This window comes from Caulobacter sp. BP25 (genome assembly GCF_002737755.1).
GTDB lineage: Bacteria > Pseudomonadota > Alphaproteobacteria > Caulobacterales > Caulobacteraceae > Caulobacter.
The window spans coordinates 157,782-173,095 of the sequence record NZ_PEGH01000009.1; the positions used below are offsets into that span (position 1 = coordinate 157,782).

The window sequence follows — 15,314 nt, forward strand, 5'->3', positions numbered from 1 at the left end:
CACGTTCGAAGGTTCCGATGGCCAAAGCGTTCGATTGCCCGACCTGCGGCCGCCGCCACGAGGAGCTCTCGCGGGACCATGGCTTCACTCTGCCCGACGAGGTCTGGGCCCTCCCGGAAGACGAGCGCGAAAGCCAGGCGCGCTACAGCGACGACCTCTGCCAGTGGGGCGATCGGTTCTTCATCCTTTGCATCCTGCCGGTGCCGCTGATCGGCGAGGACGACTATTTCGGCTGGGGCGTCTGGGCCGAGGTCGAGCCCGAGGTGTTCGAGCGCTATCTCGACCTCTACGAAGAAGACGGCCGGGACGAGCCGCCGCACCCCTGCAAGCTGGCCAACCGGCTGGAGCCCTATCCGGGCACGTCGCTCGGCACCCGGATGCTTGTCCAGTTCCAGGCCCCCGACGAGCGCCCGACCCTGATCCTGCCCGAAGGCGACAAGAGCCGCCTGGCCCAGGAGCAGCGCGACGGCATCGACGCCGCGCGGCATCACGAGCTGCTGGGGCTTACAGCCAGCCCGTCCGCTTGAAGCGTCGGTACAGCAGGCCGCAGATGACGGCGATGCCCACGAGGACGGCGGGATAGCCGTAGGTCCACTTCAGCTCGGGCATGTGCTCGAAGTTCATGCCGTAGACGCCTGCGACGGCCGTCGGTACGGCCAGGATGGCGGCCCAGGCGGCCAGCTGGCGGGTGATCGCGCCCTGGCGCTGCTGCTCCAGCAGGCTGCTGATTTCGAAGACCGAGGTCAGCACTTCGCGCAGGCCGTCGACCAGGCTCTCGGTGCGCTGGATGTGATCACGCACGTCGCGGAAATAGGCCCGGACCTCGGTGTCGATGCACGGCAGGTCGTGATGCTCCAGCGCGCTGACCACCTGGGACATGGGGCCGAGCAGCTTCTTGAACTTCATCAGCGCCCGGCGAAGATTGAAAATCCGGGCGATCTCGGCGCGGCTGAGGAAGGCGTCCAGGGCGCGCCGCTCGAAGTCGTGCAAGTCCTCCTCGATGGTGTCGACGATCGGCATGTAGCCATCGACGATGAAGTCCAGCACCGCGTGCAGCACATAGTCGACGCCGTGCGCCAGCAGGACCGGGGCCGCCTCCAGCTGGGCGCGCAGCTCGGTATGGGCCCGGGCTGAGCCGTGGCGGACGGTGATCAGGAAGCGCCGGCCAACGAAGAAGTCGGTTTCGCCATAGACGATGTGGTCGTTGTCGAGATGGGCGGTCTTGGCGACGACGAACAGCTGATCGCCATAGACGTCGACCTTGGGCGTCTGGCGGGCGTTCAGGGCGTCCTCGACCGCCAGCGGGTGCAGGTCGAAGGCTTGCCTCAGCACGCGCAGCTCGGCTTCGTCGGGCTCCACCAGGCCGATCCAGACGAACTCGCCCTCGCGCGGCGTCAGGCCATCCGGATCGTCCAGGCTCAGCGCGCGGACGAGCTGGCCCTGGACATAGGCGCTGGCGGCGACGACGGTCATCGGCGCGCGCTCAATTCGCCGCCGCGTAGGCCTCGACCTTGGCCACGCGTTCGGCCTTCTCGGCCTCCGACAGGAACGAGCCGGTGAAGCTGTTCTTGGCCAGGGTGACGATCTCGGCGCGGGTCAGGCCGACGGCGTCGGCGGTGGCGAGGTAGTTTTCCAGGAGGTAGCCGCCGAAATAGGCCGGGTCGTCGGAATTGACCGTGGCCTTCAGGCCAAGGCTCAGCATCCGCTTCAGCGGGTGGACGTCCAGGCTGGGCACGCCGCACAGCTTCAGGTTCGACAGCGGGCAGACGGTCAGCGTCGTGCCGTCCTTGACCAGGCGAGCCGTCAGGGCCTCATCCTCAAGCGCGCGGTTGCCGTGGTCGATGCGGTCGACCTTCACCAGGTCGATGGCTTCCCAGACATAGGCGGGCGGGCCTTCCTCGCCGGCGTGGGCCACGACCTTGAGGCCCAGGTCCCGGGCGGCCTGCATCACGCGGGCGAACTTGGCCGGCGGGTGGCCGACCTCGGAGCTATCCAGGCCCACGCCCGCCAGGGACGAGAGCCAAGGCTTGGCCTGCTCCAGGGTCTCGAAGGCGGCCTCTTCGGACAGGTGCCGCAGGAAGCATAGGATCAGCTTGGAGGTGACGCCCAGCGTCTTCTCGGCTTCTTCCATGCCAGCCATCAGGCCCTTGATCACCGTATCGAACGCGATCCCGCGATCGGTGTGGGTCTGGGGGTCGAAGAAGATCTCGGCGTGCGTGCCGCCGTCGGCCGCCAGGCGCTGGAAGTAGGCCAGGGCCAGGTCCTTGAAGTCGGCCTCGGTGATCAGCACGCCCGCGCCCTGGTAGTAGATGTCCAGGAAGTCCTGCAGGTTCGAGAACTCGTACGCCGCCCGAATCTCCTCGACCGATTTGTAGGGCAGGGTGATGCCGTTGCGTTGCGCCAGGGCGAACATCAGCTCGGGCTCGAGGCTGCCCTCGATGTGCATGTGCAGCTCGGCCTTGGGCAGGCCCCTGACAAACTCAGGGGAGGCGAAGTCGGAGAGGGAAGTGTCGGTCATGGGAGAGTTATGAGCGCGAGCGCCCATCGCGATCAACTAGGCGTGCGGAAATACGCTGGAAATGCCGTATGCCGCTCTTTATCCAAACGGCTCAGCTTGCGATGAGTATCATATGACCGTTTCTCAAAAGCTTCTCCCGGGCGTGCCGCTGGTGGAGTCGATGCTGTTCAAGGCGTCGCTCGACGACATGGGGCTGACCAACAGCGAGCGCGATATCGCGATCCAGCTGAATGAGAAGGGCTTCGCCGTTCTCGACTTTCCCGACGAGGATCTCGACGCCCGGATCGAGCGGATCAAGGCCGAGCTGACGCCGCTTTACGATTTCGCGTTCTGGCGCGAGCACGGCTGGGAAGCCAATACCGGGATGCGGGTTCAGGACGCCTGGCGGACCAGCGAGGACGTGCGGGCCATCGCCACGAACCAGGCCATGCTGGATCTGTTGTCCAAGCTTTACGGGCGTCGCGCCTTTCCCTTCCAGACGCTGAATTTCCCTGTCGGGACACAGCAGGAGGTCCACTCCGACTCAATCCACTTCTCCAGCGCGCCCGAGCGTTTCATGTGTGGTGTCTGGCTGGCGCTTGAGGACATCCACGAGGACGCTGGCCCGCTCGTCTACTATCCGGGCTCGCACAAGTGGCCGATCATCTACAACGACATGATCGGCAGGGTCGTGGGAACCTCGACCGAGGCGTTCGCCCAGCCGCCCTTCGAAGCCTCCTGGCAGGCGCTGATCGAAGCGACGGGGACACAGCCCGAATACTTCCGTCCCAAGAAGGGGCAGGCCTTGATCTGGGCGGCCAATCTGCTGCACGGCGGCAGCCGCCAGAAGGATCGCGGCCGGACCCGGTGGTCTCAGGTCACCCACTACTATTTCGACGACTGCGCTTACTACACGCCGGCGTTCTCGGACCCGCTTGCCGGAAATCTGGACCTGCGCGACATCCTGGACATATCGACCGGCAAACCGGCGCCGAACATCTATGTGGATCGTCCGATCGCCGAGGTTCCACGACGCAGCGCGGTCGAAGTGGAGTCGCCGGCCCCTCCAGCGCCTCGGCCGAGCCCCTGGGCGTCCTTGTTGCCCGCCAAGACACCGAAGGATTTCGACCCCGCGCGCTATCTCGAACTGAACCCCGACGTCGCGGCCTCGGGCATCAACCCGCGCAAGCACTATGCTCGCCACGGCGCCAGCGAAGGGCGGCCCTACAAGTAGGGCGGCTTTTCGCCGGGCGCTGCTTTGGCCGACAACGGGATGAATTCGTGGTGGTCGGCGGCGTCCTTCTCCCACAGCGCCTTTCAGCCGTCTCCTTCTCTCCTTGCGGGAGAAAGCGCCGCCCCGGACTTGATCCGGGGTGAGGGATGAGGGGGCTCAGCGCTGCTGGCGCGAAGCTTCACCCGCCCCTGCGGGCCCTCTCCCGCAAGGGAGAGGGGGAAGGTCTCACGAGGGGGTCTGCGGCGCGGCGCCTAGCTGGCTTGAGGGCTGAGGAAGGGAGCGGTGACGTCGCTGAACGGCCCCGGCCATTGGCCGAATTTGATCGCGCCGCTGTAGGCATAGATCGGAGAGGCCGGGAAGCTCATGGTCATGTTGAACGGCAGGAGGCCGTCGGCTGTCGCCAGCAGGGTCAGCGGAAAGCCGATGATCGGCGCCTGATCGTACACGAACACTACGCCCCGAAACGGAGAGATCACCGGAGCGGCAGGGTTGGGGAGGGCCAGGGTCCCGGTCACCGGGATCACCTCGCAGCGGGCGCTGGCGGCCGAGGCCGCCTCGCCCTTGGCGTCGAGGGAGAAGCTGTCGGGGACCTCGATCGTCAGGTCGTATTCGAAGCCTACCTGTTCGCTGGGGCCGGCGATGATGGCGGGCTGGTACACGGTGAGCTTCAACGCGAGCGAATTGGCCATTGGAGCGTCCTCGGTCCGTCCCGGCGGGGATCGCCGGGAAACACCTAAAGGTGTCGTATTTGCACAACTCTCTCAAAAGAAGAATTCGCGACGCCGTCCCGCGCGGCGGAGAAGCCGCCCGCTTGGGCTCTGGTCGTCACGACTCGCCCAGGAACGCGACAATCGCGGCCAGGAACGCAGCGCTCGACACCGCGCCGCGCGCGCCAACCCTCGCCTACATCGGCTGCGCCGCCGGCGGCGGTCCCTCCGGCAGCGGGATGAACTCGTCGTGGTCGAGGTCGGGCAGCTTCATGCGGCCGGCCTTCCAGTCGGCCTTGGCTTGCTCGATGCGGTCCTTGGACGAGGAGACGAAGTTCCACTCGATGAAGCGCGGCCCGACGGGCTCGCCGCCTAGCAGCATGACGGTCGAGCGCTCTATGGCCTTGAAGACCACGGTCTCGCCCGGCGCGAAGACAGCCATCTGGGCGGTGGTCAGCTCGCGGCCGTCGACCTCGACCCGGCCGGCGGCGACATAGGCGGCGCGCTCGGAATATTCGGCCGGCAGGGCCGCGACCGCGCCCGGCTCCAGCTCCCAGTGGACATAGAACAGCGGCGAATAGACCGGCACATTGGCCTTCGCGCCGAACGCCTCGCCGGCGATCAGCCGCGCCTTCAGCCCGGCCTCCTCGTAGTATGGAAGGTCGGCTGGACCTTCGTGGTGCGTAAAGCTGGGGTCGGTCTCTTCGAACTCGGTCGGCAGGGCGATCCAGGCCTGCATGCCGTCCATGCGCCCGCCGTGCTCGCGCAGGCCCTCAAAGCGTTCGGAGTGGGTGATGCCGCTACCGGCGGTCATCCAGTTGACCTCGCTGGGCTTGATCACAGCCAACGAGCCAACGCTGTCGCGGTGGGTGATCTCGCCCTGGAACAGATAGGTCAGGGTGGACAGGCCGATATGCGGGTGCGGGCGCACGTCGGCGGTCTTGGGAAAGCCCGGCTGGAATGTCGCTGGGCCCATGTGGTCTAGGAAAGTGAACGGCCCGACCATCCGGTGGGCGTGGAACGGCAGGACGCGGCCGACCTCGAAGTTTCCGAGGTCCTTACGGCGGGCTTCGATGACGAGGTCGATCATGGGGACTCCGGCGGTGGATCGGCCGGAGCTTAGCGAAGATTGGGGGAAGGCGTCTTGCGCAAATGGGGTGTCCCCCAACCGCCTTTCCGTGCTGCGCCTAAAGCGTGTCCGGCGTCTTCTTCAGCGGCCACAGCGCCAAGAGGCTGATCGCGCCGGCGGCCGCCAGGTACAGGCCCACCAGCTTCAATCCGCCATGGGTGGCCAGGGCCTGGGCGATGGCGGGTGTCATGCCGCCGCCGATCACGCCGCCGACATTGAAGGCGATCGAGGCGCCGGTGTAGCGCACCCGCGCCGGGAACAGGCTGGGCAGCCAGGCGCCCAGCGGGCCATAGACCAGGCCCATGACCACCAAGCCCAGCGACAGAAAGACTCCGATCAGCCAGAGCGAGCCCGAGCCCATCATCGGCGCCAGGGCCGCGCCGGCGACGATGGTCAGCAGCGAGCCGGCCATCAGCACCCGTCGGGGATTGGTGGCGTCGGCCCAGTACCCGGCCCAGATGATGCCGGCGGCCATGAACAGGATGGCCACCAGCAGCACGCTCAGGAACAGCTGTCGGCCATAGCCCAGGGTCGTGACGCCATAGCCCAGCGAGAAGGCGGTGGTCAGATAGAACAGCGCGAAACAGGCCACGACCGCGAAGGTGCCGCCGATCGTCTCGCGCGCGTGGGTCTTCAAGAGTTCGGCGACCGGCACGTGCGGCGGCGGAGCCTCGTGGGCGGCGGCCTGGAAGGCGGGGGTCTCGGTCAGCTTCAGGCGGATCCACAGGCCGACCCCGACCAGCAGGATGCTGCCCAGGAACGGCACGCGCCAACCCCAGCTCTGGAACTGTTCGGGCGTCAGCACCGCGCCCAGAATGAGGAAGAAGCCGTTGGCGGCGATGAAGCCCACCGGCGCGCCCAGCTGCGGGAACATGCCAAAGCGCGCGCGGAAGCCCGGCGGGGCGTTCTCGACCGCCAGCAGGGCCGCGCCGCCCCACTCGCCGCCCAGGCCAAAGCCTTGGCCAAAGCGCAGAAGGCACAGCATGAACGGCGCGATCCAGCCGGCCTGCTGATAGGTCGGCAGGAAGGCGACCAGCAAGGTCGAGCCGCCCATGATCAGCAGCGACGCCACCAGGGTCGACTTCCTGCCAATGCGATCGCCGAAGTGGCCGAACACGATCGAGCCCAGCGGCCGGGCGATGAAGGCCACGCTCAGACTGGCGTAGGAGGCCAAGAGCTGCATCGCCGGAGAGCTGGCGGGGAAGAACAGCGGCCCGAACACCAGCGAGGCGGCGGTCGCGTAGATATAGAAGTCGTAGAACTCGACCGCCGTGCCGATCAGGCTGGCGGCCAGCACGCGCCGCGCCGACGCCCCGGCCTGGCCGGTGCTCGATGGGGCCATCGTGGCCTCCTCTGACTGTATTGTTTTCGCCAAACCCTATTCCGTCATTCCCGCCCTTGTGGCGGGAACCTCTCTGTCGGTCGCAGGGCCAGGAGGGGCGAACCGCTGGCGGTTCGCTTGCATCTCACGGGTCAGCTGAACCAGGGGTTCCCGCCACAAGGGCGGGAATGACGGAGGGATAGGGAAGCGCCGAGTCCCCGCTTTCGCGGGGATGTGCGGGGCGCTAGCTCAGCGGGCTCACATACGGGCTGATCAGGCCCAGCGGCACGGCGGTCGAGTTCTTGACGCCGCGGATCACGATGCGGCTCTCGATGTTCGACACCAGGCCCAGCGACAGCAGCTTGTCGCGCAGGAATTCGTCGAAGGCGCGCATGTCGCGGGTGACGATGCGCATCTCGTAGTCGGCCGCGCCGGTGACGGTGGCGCACTGGACGACCTCGGCCCACTTGCCGACGGCCTGTTCGAACGTGTCCAGATTATCCTTGGTCGGCAGCGACAGCTTGACGGTGCAATAGACCTCGAAGCCCAGGCCCAGTTTCTCGCGGTCCAGGATGGTCACGCGGCGCTGGATGACGCCGGCGTCCTCCAGGCGCTTGATCCGGCGCCAGCACGGGCTGGATGACAGACCGACGCGCTCGGCGATCTCCGCGACGGATAGTCCGGCGTCGTGTTGGATGAGATCCAGGATCTTGGCATCCACGGCGTCGAGTTGTTCGGACAAGAAATTCCTCCCCCCAGCGGGCGTTGACGCTCACTTCGTGCGCAAAACGGCCCCGACTCGGGCACGCCTTGGGCAAACAATTTCCGCGCTTCTATAAGATATTGCGTTACGGGCGTGAAGACCCGGGAGGAAAAATTTTGCCATGCGGCACCCAGAAGTCACGCTAGACGACAAATATGTGCTCGAAGATGGCCGCGCCTTCATCACGGGCGTGCAGGCGCTGTTGCGGGTGCTGCTGGATCGCAAGCGCCTCGATCGCAAGGCGGGGTTGAATACGGCGGGCTTTTTGTCCGGCTATCGCGGCTCCCCCCTCGGCGGTCTCGACCAGCAGGCCGCCCGCATCAACAAATTGCTGACCGCCCACGATGTCGTCTTCAAGGAAGGCGTCAACGAGGACCTGGCCGCCACCGCCGTGTGGGGAAGCCAGCAGGCGAACCTGTTTCCGGGCGCGCTCTACGACGGCGTGTTTGGCATGTGGTACGGCAAGGCGCCGGGCGTCGACCGCACCGGCGATGTCTTCAAGCACGCCAACTTTGCCGGCGTCTTCCCGACCGGCGGGGTGCTGGCGGTGGCCGGCGACGACCACGGCTGCAAGAGCTCGACCCTGCCGTCGCAGTCCGAATTCGCCTTCCAGGACTTCGAGATGCCGGTGCTGTCGCCGGCCGACGTGCAGGAGGTGCTTGACTACGGGATCCTGGGCCTGTCGCTGTCGCGCTTCTCAGGGCTGTGGACGGGCATGATCGCCCTGGCCGACACCATGGATTCGGGCGTCACGATCGACGTCTCGCTGGACCGCCACACGCTGGTCACCCCCGACTTCCCGTTTCCGCCCGGCGGTCTTGGCATCCGGCTGAAGGACCAGCCGATGGAGAAGGAGCGGCGGATGCGGCTCCACAAGATCCCCGCCGCCCTGGCCTTCGCCCGCGCCAACGGGATCGACCGCGTGGTGCTGGGGGCTTCCCACGTGCGCGTCGGCAAGGCGCGGCTGGGCATTGTCTGCCAAGGCCAGGCCTATAAGGACGTGCTGGAGGCCTTTACGGCCATGGGCATGACCCTGCAGGAAGCCGCCGACCTGGGGGTCTCGATCTACAAGGTCGGCATGCCCTGGCCGTTGGAGCCCCTGGGCCTGCGCGCCTTCGCCGCCGGCCTCGAAACGCTGATGGTCATCGAGCACAAGCGCGCCCTGATCGAACCCCAGGCGCGCGCCGCCCTCTATGATCTGCCCGCCCAAGCGCGCCCGCGCGTGATCGGCAAGACCGACGAGAAGGGCGGGCCGCTGCTCTCCGAACTCGGCTCGCTGTCGGTGGCCGAAATCGCGCTCGCCATCTACGACCGTCTGCCCGACGGCCCGCACATGGAGCGGGCGCGGGCCTATCTGAACCGCGTCTCGGCCGCCGGCGTCGCCGCCGTCAGCCTCGCCGCCGACCAGGCCCGCAAGCCGTTCTTCTGCTCGGGCTGTCCGCACAACACCTCGACCAAGCTGCCCGAGGGGTCGCGGGCCTTGGCCGGCATCGGCTGCCACTACATGGCCGGGTTCAACGACCCGATGACCGACCTCAACACCCATATGGGCGGCGAGGGCCTGACCTGGGTCGGCGCCGCGCCGTTCACCAGCGAGAAGCACGTCTTCCAGAACCTGGGCGATGGCACTTACAACCACTCGGGCTCGCTGGCGATCCGAGGCGCGATCGCCGCCGGGACCAACATCACCTACAAGCTGCTCTATAATGACGCCGTCGCCATGACCGGCGGCCAGCGCGCCGAGAGCGGCTTCACCCCCGCCCAGATCACCCGCCAGCTGGCGGCCGAGGGCGTCCAGAAGACCGTCATCGTCGTCGATGACCTGGGGCGCTACGAGGGCGTTACGGGCCTGGCGCCTGGGGTCGAGGTCTTCCCGCGCTCGGACCTGATCGCCGTACAGGAGATGCTGCGCGACACGCCCGGGACCACGGTCCTGCTCTACGACCAGACCTGCGCCACCGAAAAGCGCCGTCGCCGCAAGCGGGGCGCGATGCCCAAGGCCACCCAGCGCGTCTTCATCAACCCGCTGGTCTGCGAGGGCTGCGGCGACTGTTCGGTGAAGTCCAACTGCGTCTCGGTTGAGCCGCTGGCCACCGAGTTTGGCCGCAAGCGCAAGATCAACCAGTCCAGCTGCAATCAGGACTACAGCTGCGTGCAGGGCTTCTGCCCGTCGTTCATCACCCTAGAAGGGGCCGAAAGCGCCCAGTCCAAGACGACCCCGGCGGCCTTGACCGCCGAGTCGACGCCGCTGCCGGACTTCGAGCCGCTGACCGGCGTGCGCAAGATCCTGTTCACGGGCGTCGGTGGCACGGGCGTGACGACCGTGGCCTCGATCCTGGCCATGGCCGCCCACATCGACGGTCGCGCCGGCAGCGTGGTGGACATGACGGGTCTGGCGCAAAAGGGCGGCTCGGTGTTCAGCCACGTCAAGATCGGCGAGACCGAAGAGACCGTGGTCGGCGGCCGCGTGCCGGCGGCCAGCACCGACGTGCTGATCGCTTGTGATCTGCTCGTGGCGGCATCGCCGGAAGGCTTGTCGCTGTACGCCAAGGACCGCACGCGCGCCTTCGGCAACAGCGATTTTGCCCCCACCGCCGACTTCGTCACCAGCCGCGACATCCGCTTCGACAGCGGGGCCATGGCCCGGCGGGTCAAGGGCGCGACCCAGACCTTCGACGCCTGTCCGGCCCAGCACCTGGCCGAAAGCCAGTTCGGCGACGCCATCTACGCCAACATGATCATGGTGGGCTTCGCCTGGCAGCGCGGGGTGATCCCGGTCTCCAGCCGCGCTCTCTATCGCGCCATCAAGCTGAACGGCGTCGACGCCGACGCCAACCTGCAGGCCTTCGAGCTGGGCCGCCGGGTGGCCCACGATCCGTCTTCGATCGACGTGAAGGAAGACAAGGTCGCCACGCCCGAGGCGATGCCGCTGGACGCGCTGATCGCCCACCGGATGCGGGAGCTGACCGCCTACCAGAACGCGGCCTACGCCCAGCGCTATGCGGACAAGGTCGCCAAGGTCCGCGCGGCCGAGACGGCGGTGTCCGGCGAGGCCTCGACCCTGTCGCTGACCCGCGCGGCGGCGGTGAACCTCTATAAGCTGATGGCCTATAAGGACGAGTACGAGGTCGCGCGCCTCTACACCGACGGTCGCTTCGCGGCCGAGCTGGCCGGGACGTTCAAGGGCGGCAAGGCCAAGGTCTGGCTGGCCCCGCCGCTGCTGGCCCCCAAGGGCGCCGACGGCAAGCCCCGGAAGATCGCCTTCGGCGGCTGGATGCTGGATCTGGCCTTCCCGATGATGGCCAAGCTGAAGGGCCTGCGCGGCGGCGCGCTCGACATCTTCAGCAAGACCGAGGAGCGCAGGATGGAGCGCGGCCTGATCACGTCCTACGAGGTGGCGCTGGATCGCCTGGCGGCGGGGCTATGCGTCGAGAGCCTGCCGCTGGCCCTGAAGATCGCCGAGATACCCCAGCAGATCCGCGGCTTCGGCCACGTCAAGGAGGCCTCGGTGAAGACGGCCAAGGCGGCGGAGGAGAAGCTGTGGGGGCAGTGGGAAGGGTAGGCGGGAAAGCGATCGCGCCCCCTGGCGGGGCGCCCAAAAGAAACCCTCTCCTTTAGGGAGAGGGCGGGGCCCGCCGCGTAGCGGTGGGAGGGAGAGGGGTTTCGAGGATTGACGGCGTGCCGGCGCTCCGTCGAACGCCGTAATTCTTCTCCCCGGCCCTCTCCCGCCGGGAGAGGGAGCCCTCGTCCGCCCCTCACCTAACGAACGGCACCTTGACCGTCCGATACGTCCCCGCCCGCCAGACCCACTCCAGCGGGCCGTAGTGGAAGCGCTTGAACCACAGCGTCGCCGCCACGCCCTGTACGACCAGGAAGCCAACGCCCAGCCAAAGCGCCGTCGATTGTGGCAGCCACTTCCAGGCGCCCAGGCCAAAACCGTAGAACACCGGCACCCAGATCAGCGACTGCAGCACGTAGAAGGTCAGGGTCATGCGGCCCATCGGCGCGAGACGGTCCAAGAGCTTCCGCCCAACCCCCTGATAGGCCTCGACGATCAGCAGCACATAGACGCCCATCAGCGAGACGTCGAACCAGCCGCCCAGCAGCGTGCCGATCAGCTTGCGGGCCATCGGTGCGGTCGCGGCGTCCGGGGCCAGGGCCTGTAGCGGGGCCGCGCCCAGGTGGCAGGCGATGGCGAAGGCGGCGAGCGCGGTCAGGGCCGCGCGGCGCTCGGCCTTGAAGCGGTCGGGATTGTCGAAGAAGCCGGCGCGGCCCAGGCGCAGGCCGACCAGGAACAGGGCCAGGATCTGGAACAGCCGGCCGGTCTCGATGAAGAACCACCACTTGAAGCTCTGGCCCTGCCAGACGTTCCAGACCAGCAGCTGATCGAGCGGCGCTGTGCGGTAGAAGGCGGGGCCTGTGTCGCCATAGTGGTGCGGCGGCTGGTTGGCCCAGACCTCGCCGGCGAGCGCGCCGCCGATCTGGTACAGCAGGCCCGGCTGGGCCAGCAGCACGGCGGCCACGCCCAGGATCATCTGGTTGCTGGCGCGGTGATAGGGGATCAGGACGAGACCCAGCGGCGCCAGCACCATCAGGATGTCGCCGCGATAGACCAGGCTGTGAACCAGGCCGATCAGGGCCAGCACCGCCATGCGCCAGGCGAAGCGGTTGCCGAAATCGACCCCGCGCCGGTCGGCCTTGTCCATCAGCAGGAAGAAGCTCAGCCCAAAGCACAGGGTCAGCAGGCTGAACGCCTTGCCCATGAAGAAGGCGGTGAAGATCACATGGGTCAGGTTCTGTTGCGGCGCCGCCCAGTAGATCTCGTACTGCTCGAACATGTGGACCATGTAGACGCCGATCAGGGCGAAGGCGCGCAACGTGTCGATCAAGAGATTGCGCGCGGGCGCGGCCGTCATGGCGCTGGTCATGGTTTCCCCACCTTGTCCCCCTGCGGACGGTCCTGAGCGTCTTGGCGCCCTTGGCGAAGGCGCGACCTTGTCCGATCCGACGGCGCTGTCAATCGTTTGCGGTTTCGCCCCGCTGGCGCGGGCGGAGGTTCGTGTTAGGCTTTGGGCATGAACAGGCCGGTCGATCAAAGCCAGGTGACGGTGCGGATCAGCGCCGAGGACGCTGCGGACCTTCAGGCGCGGGTCGATCGCGGCGAGTTCGCGTCGCTGGACGAGGGGGTCGCGGCCGAACTGGCCGAACTCAACTATCGCCGGGCGGCCGATATCGTCGGCGGATCGGAGAAACTCGAGGCGTTGCTTGATGAACTGGAGGTCGAGGCCATCGACCCAGGCGAGTGCGTCGATGGGCGGGCGTTCCTGTCCGAGATGCTGGCGGATCTGAAAGCCCAGGCCAGGGCCGCTGGAGAGTGAGTTCCGGTTATGTCCTGACGAAGCGGGCTCAGCGCGATCTGAACCGCATTCGGGCCTATATCGCCAAGGATAGCCCAAGGGCCGCGGTGCATTTCATCGAAGGCCTCATCGAGGAGTTCGACCAGATCGCGGCCTTTCCCTTCATGGCTCAGGCCGTCGCGAGAAATCCCAGCTTCCGTCGGCTTCCCTACGGTGCCTACGTCATCTTGTATCAAGTGAGCGAACAGGAGGTCGTCATTCGCTCCATCGAGCATTCGGCGACCCTGAAATGACCGAGTACGATTTCGACGCCGTCGTGGTGGGAGCCGGGGCCGTGGGCCTGGCCTGCGGTTATGCGCTGGCCCGGCGCGGCCTGGTCGTGGCCGTGCTGGAGGCTGAAGGCCACATCGGCCAGGGCGTCTCGTCGCGCAATTCCGAGGTGATCCACGGCGGGCTCTACTATCCGACCGGCTCGCTGAAGGCGCGGCTGTGCGTGCAGGGGCGACGGCTGCTGTACGCGTTTCTCGACACGCACGGGGTCGCCTACAAGCGCTGCGGAAAGCTGGTGGTGGCGACCAGCCAGGACGAGATTTCGCGCCTCGACGCCATCTGGGACCAGGCCCTGGCCAATGATGTTGAGGGTATGGAACGGCTGACGGGCGAGCAGGCGCAGGCGCTGGAGCCGGGCCTGAACGCTCACGCGGCCCTGCTGTCGCCGGAGAGCGGCGTCTTCGCCAGCCACGACTACATGTTGGCCCTGCAGGGCGAGATCGAGGCGGCTGGCGGGGCGGTGGTGCTGTCGACGCCGTTCGAGGGCGCCGAGCCGATCATTGGCGGCTTTGGGGGCTGCGGCTTCAAGGTGCGGGCGGGTGGGGCGGACCCGACCAGCCTGACCTGCCGGTATCTGGTCACGGCGCCGGGTCTGTCCTCGCAGGATGTCGCCGGCCGGATCGAGGGCTATCCGGCGGACCACATCCCCAAGGCCCACTACGGCAAGGGCGTCTATTTCCGCCTGACCGGCAAGGCGCCGTTTCAGCGGCTGATCTATCCGCCGCCGATCCACGGGGCGCTGGGCACGCACTACCGCAACGACCTGGGTGGCCAGGCGGTGTTTGGACCAGACCTGGAATACGTTCCCGCGCCAGACTATTCGGTCGATCCCGCCCGCGCCGAAGCCTTCGCGGCCTATATCCGCAAGTTCTGGCCAGGCCTGCCCGACGGCGCCCTGCAGCCCGACTACGCTGGCGTGCGGCCTAAGCTGCATGGGCCAGGCGAGCCTCAGCCCGACTTCCAACTGCGCGGCGCCGACGATCATGGGCTGGAGGGCCTGATCGCCCTGTTCGGCATCGAAAGCCCTGGACTGACCAGCTCGCTGGCGATCGGGGAAGCGGTGGCTGCGCGTCTAGCTGGCTAATGCGTTCGGCGTCTTGGGGCGCATGAACAGCCACGGCGTCGGCTGGCCGCGCCACTCCCAAAGCGACAGCAGCATTTCGATGTGGCTGGCTTCGCGAAGCTCCTGGGGCAGCGTCACCCGGGGCGCGTCCTGGTCGATGCGCTGGATGTCGTGGGTGGGCTGGAAGCGCTGGATCAGCCGATCTGTGACGCCGGGACGGGCGCCGGGATGGGTCTCGACGATCAGCGAGAAGCCTTGGAGGGCGGGGTAGCGGTCGGGGTGGAGCAGTTCATCCTCGAACCCCTCGGCGTCCATGAAGACCAGGGCGTTTCGACCTTCGAACGGCGCGAAATCCTCGCCGGTGAACTCGCCGCCGACCTCAAGCCGGTCTTCGACCCCGTTGGCCTTGGCCAGCAATGCGCACCGTCGGCGCGCGACATCGTCGATATCGTGGGCATGAACGCGCGCCTTGGGGAAGATCCGCGCGAAGCCGACCGCGTAGTAGCCCTCGGCGCAGCCGATATCGATCACGTGGTCGGGCGGGTTCTGGCGCAGCGCCGCGATCGCGGGCGCCAGCTCAGCCTCATAGGTTCCCAGGAGCCGTGGCAGATAGGCGCCCTCGGCCGCGTTGACGCAATAGTCCATGCCCTCGAACGGGCCGCTGCGGATGCGCGTGCTGACCTGGACCAGTCGCCGCGACCAGCTTTCCGTCACCCACTTGGCGCCCGCGACCAGGATGCGCGCCATCTTCTTCTCCGTCGACGAGGTGTCGTCGTCGAGGAGCTTGCGGACGTGCTCGGCGTAGTCGTCATCTCGGCTCAGGATCGACCTCGCGATCAGGAGAAAGGGACGGGTCTTGCGGTGCAATCAGCAGCTAACCGCAAACTAACCCTCAACGTAAAGTGTTGAAGTC

The 15,314-nt window shown here is 67.1% G+C and carries 14 protein-coding genes and 2 pseudogenes; 7 read left to right on the forward strand and 9 right to left on the reverse strand.

All coding sequences use genetic code 11. The features are described 5' to 3' along the window. Positions 1-17: 17 nt before the first annotated feature. A complete protein-coding gene (locus CSW59_RS06635; protein WP_099443290.1) occupies positions 18-527 on the forward strand; it encodes a DUF2199 domain-containing protein in 510 nt (169 codons plus the stop codon). On the opposite strand, the gene corA is transcribed toward CSW59_RS06635, so the two are convergent. Continuing rightward, positions 505-1,473: a magnesium/cobalt transporter CorA gene (gene corA, locus CSW59_RS06640; RefSeq protein WP_099443291.1), complete on the reverse strand. Its 969-nt coding sequence runs from the start codon at positions 1,471-1,473 to the stop codon at positions 505-507. The genes CSW59_RS06635 and corA overlap by 23 nt on opposite strands. Positions 1,474-1,483: 10 nt before the next feature. Further along, positions 1,484-2,518, reverse strand: a complete 1,035-nt coding sequence (locus CSW59_RS06645) for an adenosine deaminase (protein WP_099443292.1) — start codon at positions 2,516-2,518, stop codon at positions 1,484-1,486. A gap of 112 nt (positions 2,519-2,630) precedes the next feature. Between CSW59_RS06645 and CSW59_RS06650 the strand changes: the two genes are divergently transcribed. Continuing rightward, a complete protein-coding gene (locus tag CSW59_RS06650; protein WP_099443293.1) occupies positions 2,631-3,731 on the forward strand; it encodes a phytanoyl-CoA dioxygenase family protein in 1,101 nt (366 codons plus the stop codon). A 251-nt stretch (positions 3,732-3,982) separates the two neighbouring features. Here the strand turns inward: CSW59_RS06650 and CSW59_RS06655 are convergent, their stop codons facing one another. The 3 genes from CSW59_RS06655 to CSW59_RS06665 form a co-directional block, all read right to left on the reverse strand. Then, entirely contained in the window at positions 3,983-4,420 is a 438-nt protein-coding gene (locus CSW59_RS06655) for a hypothetical protein (protein WP_099443294.1), read from the reverse strand. A 214-nt stretch (positions 4,421-4,634) separates the two neighbouring features. Then, positions 4,635-5,528 (reverse strand): pirin family protein, encoded by an 894-nt coding sequence (locus CSW59_RS06660; protein ID WP_099443295.1) that lies wholly within the window; start codon positions 5,526-5,528, stop codon positions 4,635-4,637. Positions 5,529-5,625: 97 nt separating this feature from the next. Then, positions 5,626-6,909, reverse strand: coding sequence for an MFS transporter (locus CSW59_RS06665; RefSeq protein WP_099443296.1), 1,284 nt, complete (start codon positions 6,907-6,909; stop codon positions 5,626-5,628). On the opposite strand from CSW59_RS06665, the pseudogene CSW59_RS06670 reads away from it, so the two are divergent. Beyond that, positions 6,900-7,088 (forward strand): annotated as a pseudogene (locus CSW59_RS06670) (hypothetical protein); the annotation flags it as partial. The gene CSW59_RS06665 and the pseudogene CSW59_RS06670 sit on opposite strands and share 10 nt — an antisense overlap. A gap of 44 nt (positions 7,089-7,132) precedes the next feature. Here CSW59_RS06670 and CSW59_RS06675 read toward each other — a convergent pair. Then, the gene (locus tag CSW59_RS06675) at positions 7,133-7,630 is read right to left on the reverse strand and encodes an Lrp/AsnC family transcriptional regulator (RefSeq protein ID WP_099443297.1); all 498 of its coding nucleotides are present in this window, start codon (positions 7,628-7,630) and stop codon (positions 7,133-7,135) included. Positions 7,631-7,772: 142 nt separating this feature from the next. On the opposite strand from CSW59_RS06675, the gene CSW59_RS06680 reads away from it, so the two are divergent. After that, complete coding sequence (locus CSW59_RS06680; RefSeq protein ID WP_099443298.1) at positions 7,773-11,213, forward strand: indolepyruvate ferredoxin oxidoreductase family protein; 3,441 nt, start codon at positions 7,773-7,775, stop codon at positions 11,211-11,213. 52 nt (positions 11,214-11,265) lie between these two features. Here the strand turns inward: CSW59_RS06680 and CSW59_RS21270 are convergent. After that, a pseudogene (locus tag CSW59_RS21270) lies at positions 11,266-11,391 on the reverse strand (hypothetical protein); the annotation flags it as partial. A 15-nt stretch (positions 11,392-11,406) separates the two neighbouring features. Then, entirely contained in the window at positions 11,407-12,579 is a 1,173-nt protein-coding gene (locus CSW59_RS06690) for a DUF418 domain-containing protein (RefSeq protein ID WP_099443299.1), read from the reverse strand. Positions 12,580-12,726: 147 nt separating this feature from the next. Between CSW59_RS06690 and CSW59_RS06695 the strand changes: the two genes are divergently transcribed. Genes CSW59_RS06695 through CSW59_RS06705 form a run of 3 tightly spaced genes read left to right on the forward strand, consistent with a single transcriptional unit; the run spans position 12,727 to position 14,422 of the window. Next, positions 12,727-13,029 carry a hypothetical protein gene (locus CSW59_RS06695; protein ID WP_099443300.1) on the forward strand — a complete coding sequence of 101 codons (303 nt, stop codon included), beginning with the start codon at positions 12,727-12,729 and terminating at the stop codon, positions 13,027-13,029. Further along, a complete protein-coding gene (locus CSW59_RS06700; protein WP_099443301.1) occupies positions 13,026-13,301 on the forward strand; it encodes a type II toxin-antitoxin system RelE/ParE family toxin in 276 nt (91 codons plus the stop codon). Before CSW59_RS06695 ends, CSW59_RS06700 begins: the two co-directional genes overlap by 4 nt. Next, positions 13,298-14,422 carry an NAD(P)/FAD-dependent oxidoreductase gene (locus CSW59_RS06705; RefSeq protein WP_099443302.1) on the forward strand — a complete coding sequence of 375 codons (1,125 nt, stop codon included), beginning with the start codon at positions 13,298-13,300 and terminating at the stop codon, positions 14,420-14,422. Before CSW59_RS06700 ends, CSW59_RS06705 begins: the two co-directional genes overlap by 4 nt. On the opposite strand, the gene CSW59_RS06710 is transcribed toward CSW59_RS06705, so the two are convergent. Beyond that, positions 14,411-15,268 carry a hypothetical protein gene (locus tag CSW59_RS06710; protein WP_099443303.1) on the reverse strand — a complete coding sequence of 286 codons (858 nt, stop codon included), beginning with the start codon at positions 15,266-15,268 and terminating at the stop codon, positions 14,411-14,413. The two genes, CSW59_RS06705 and CSW59_RS06710, sit on opposite strands and share 12 nt — an antisense overlap. Positions 15,269-15,314: the final 46 nt, after the last annotated feature.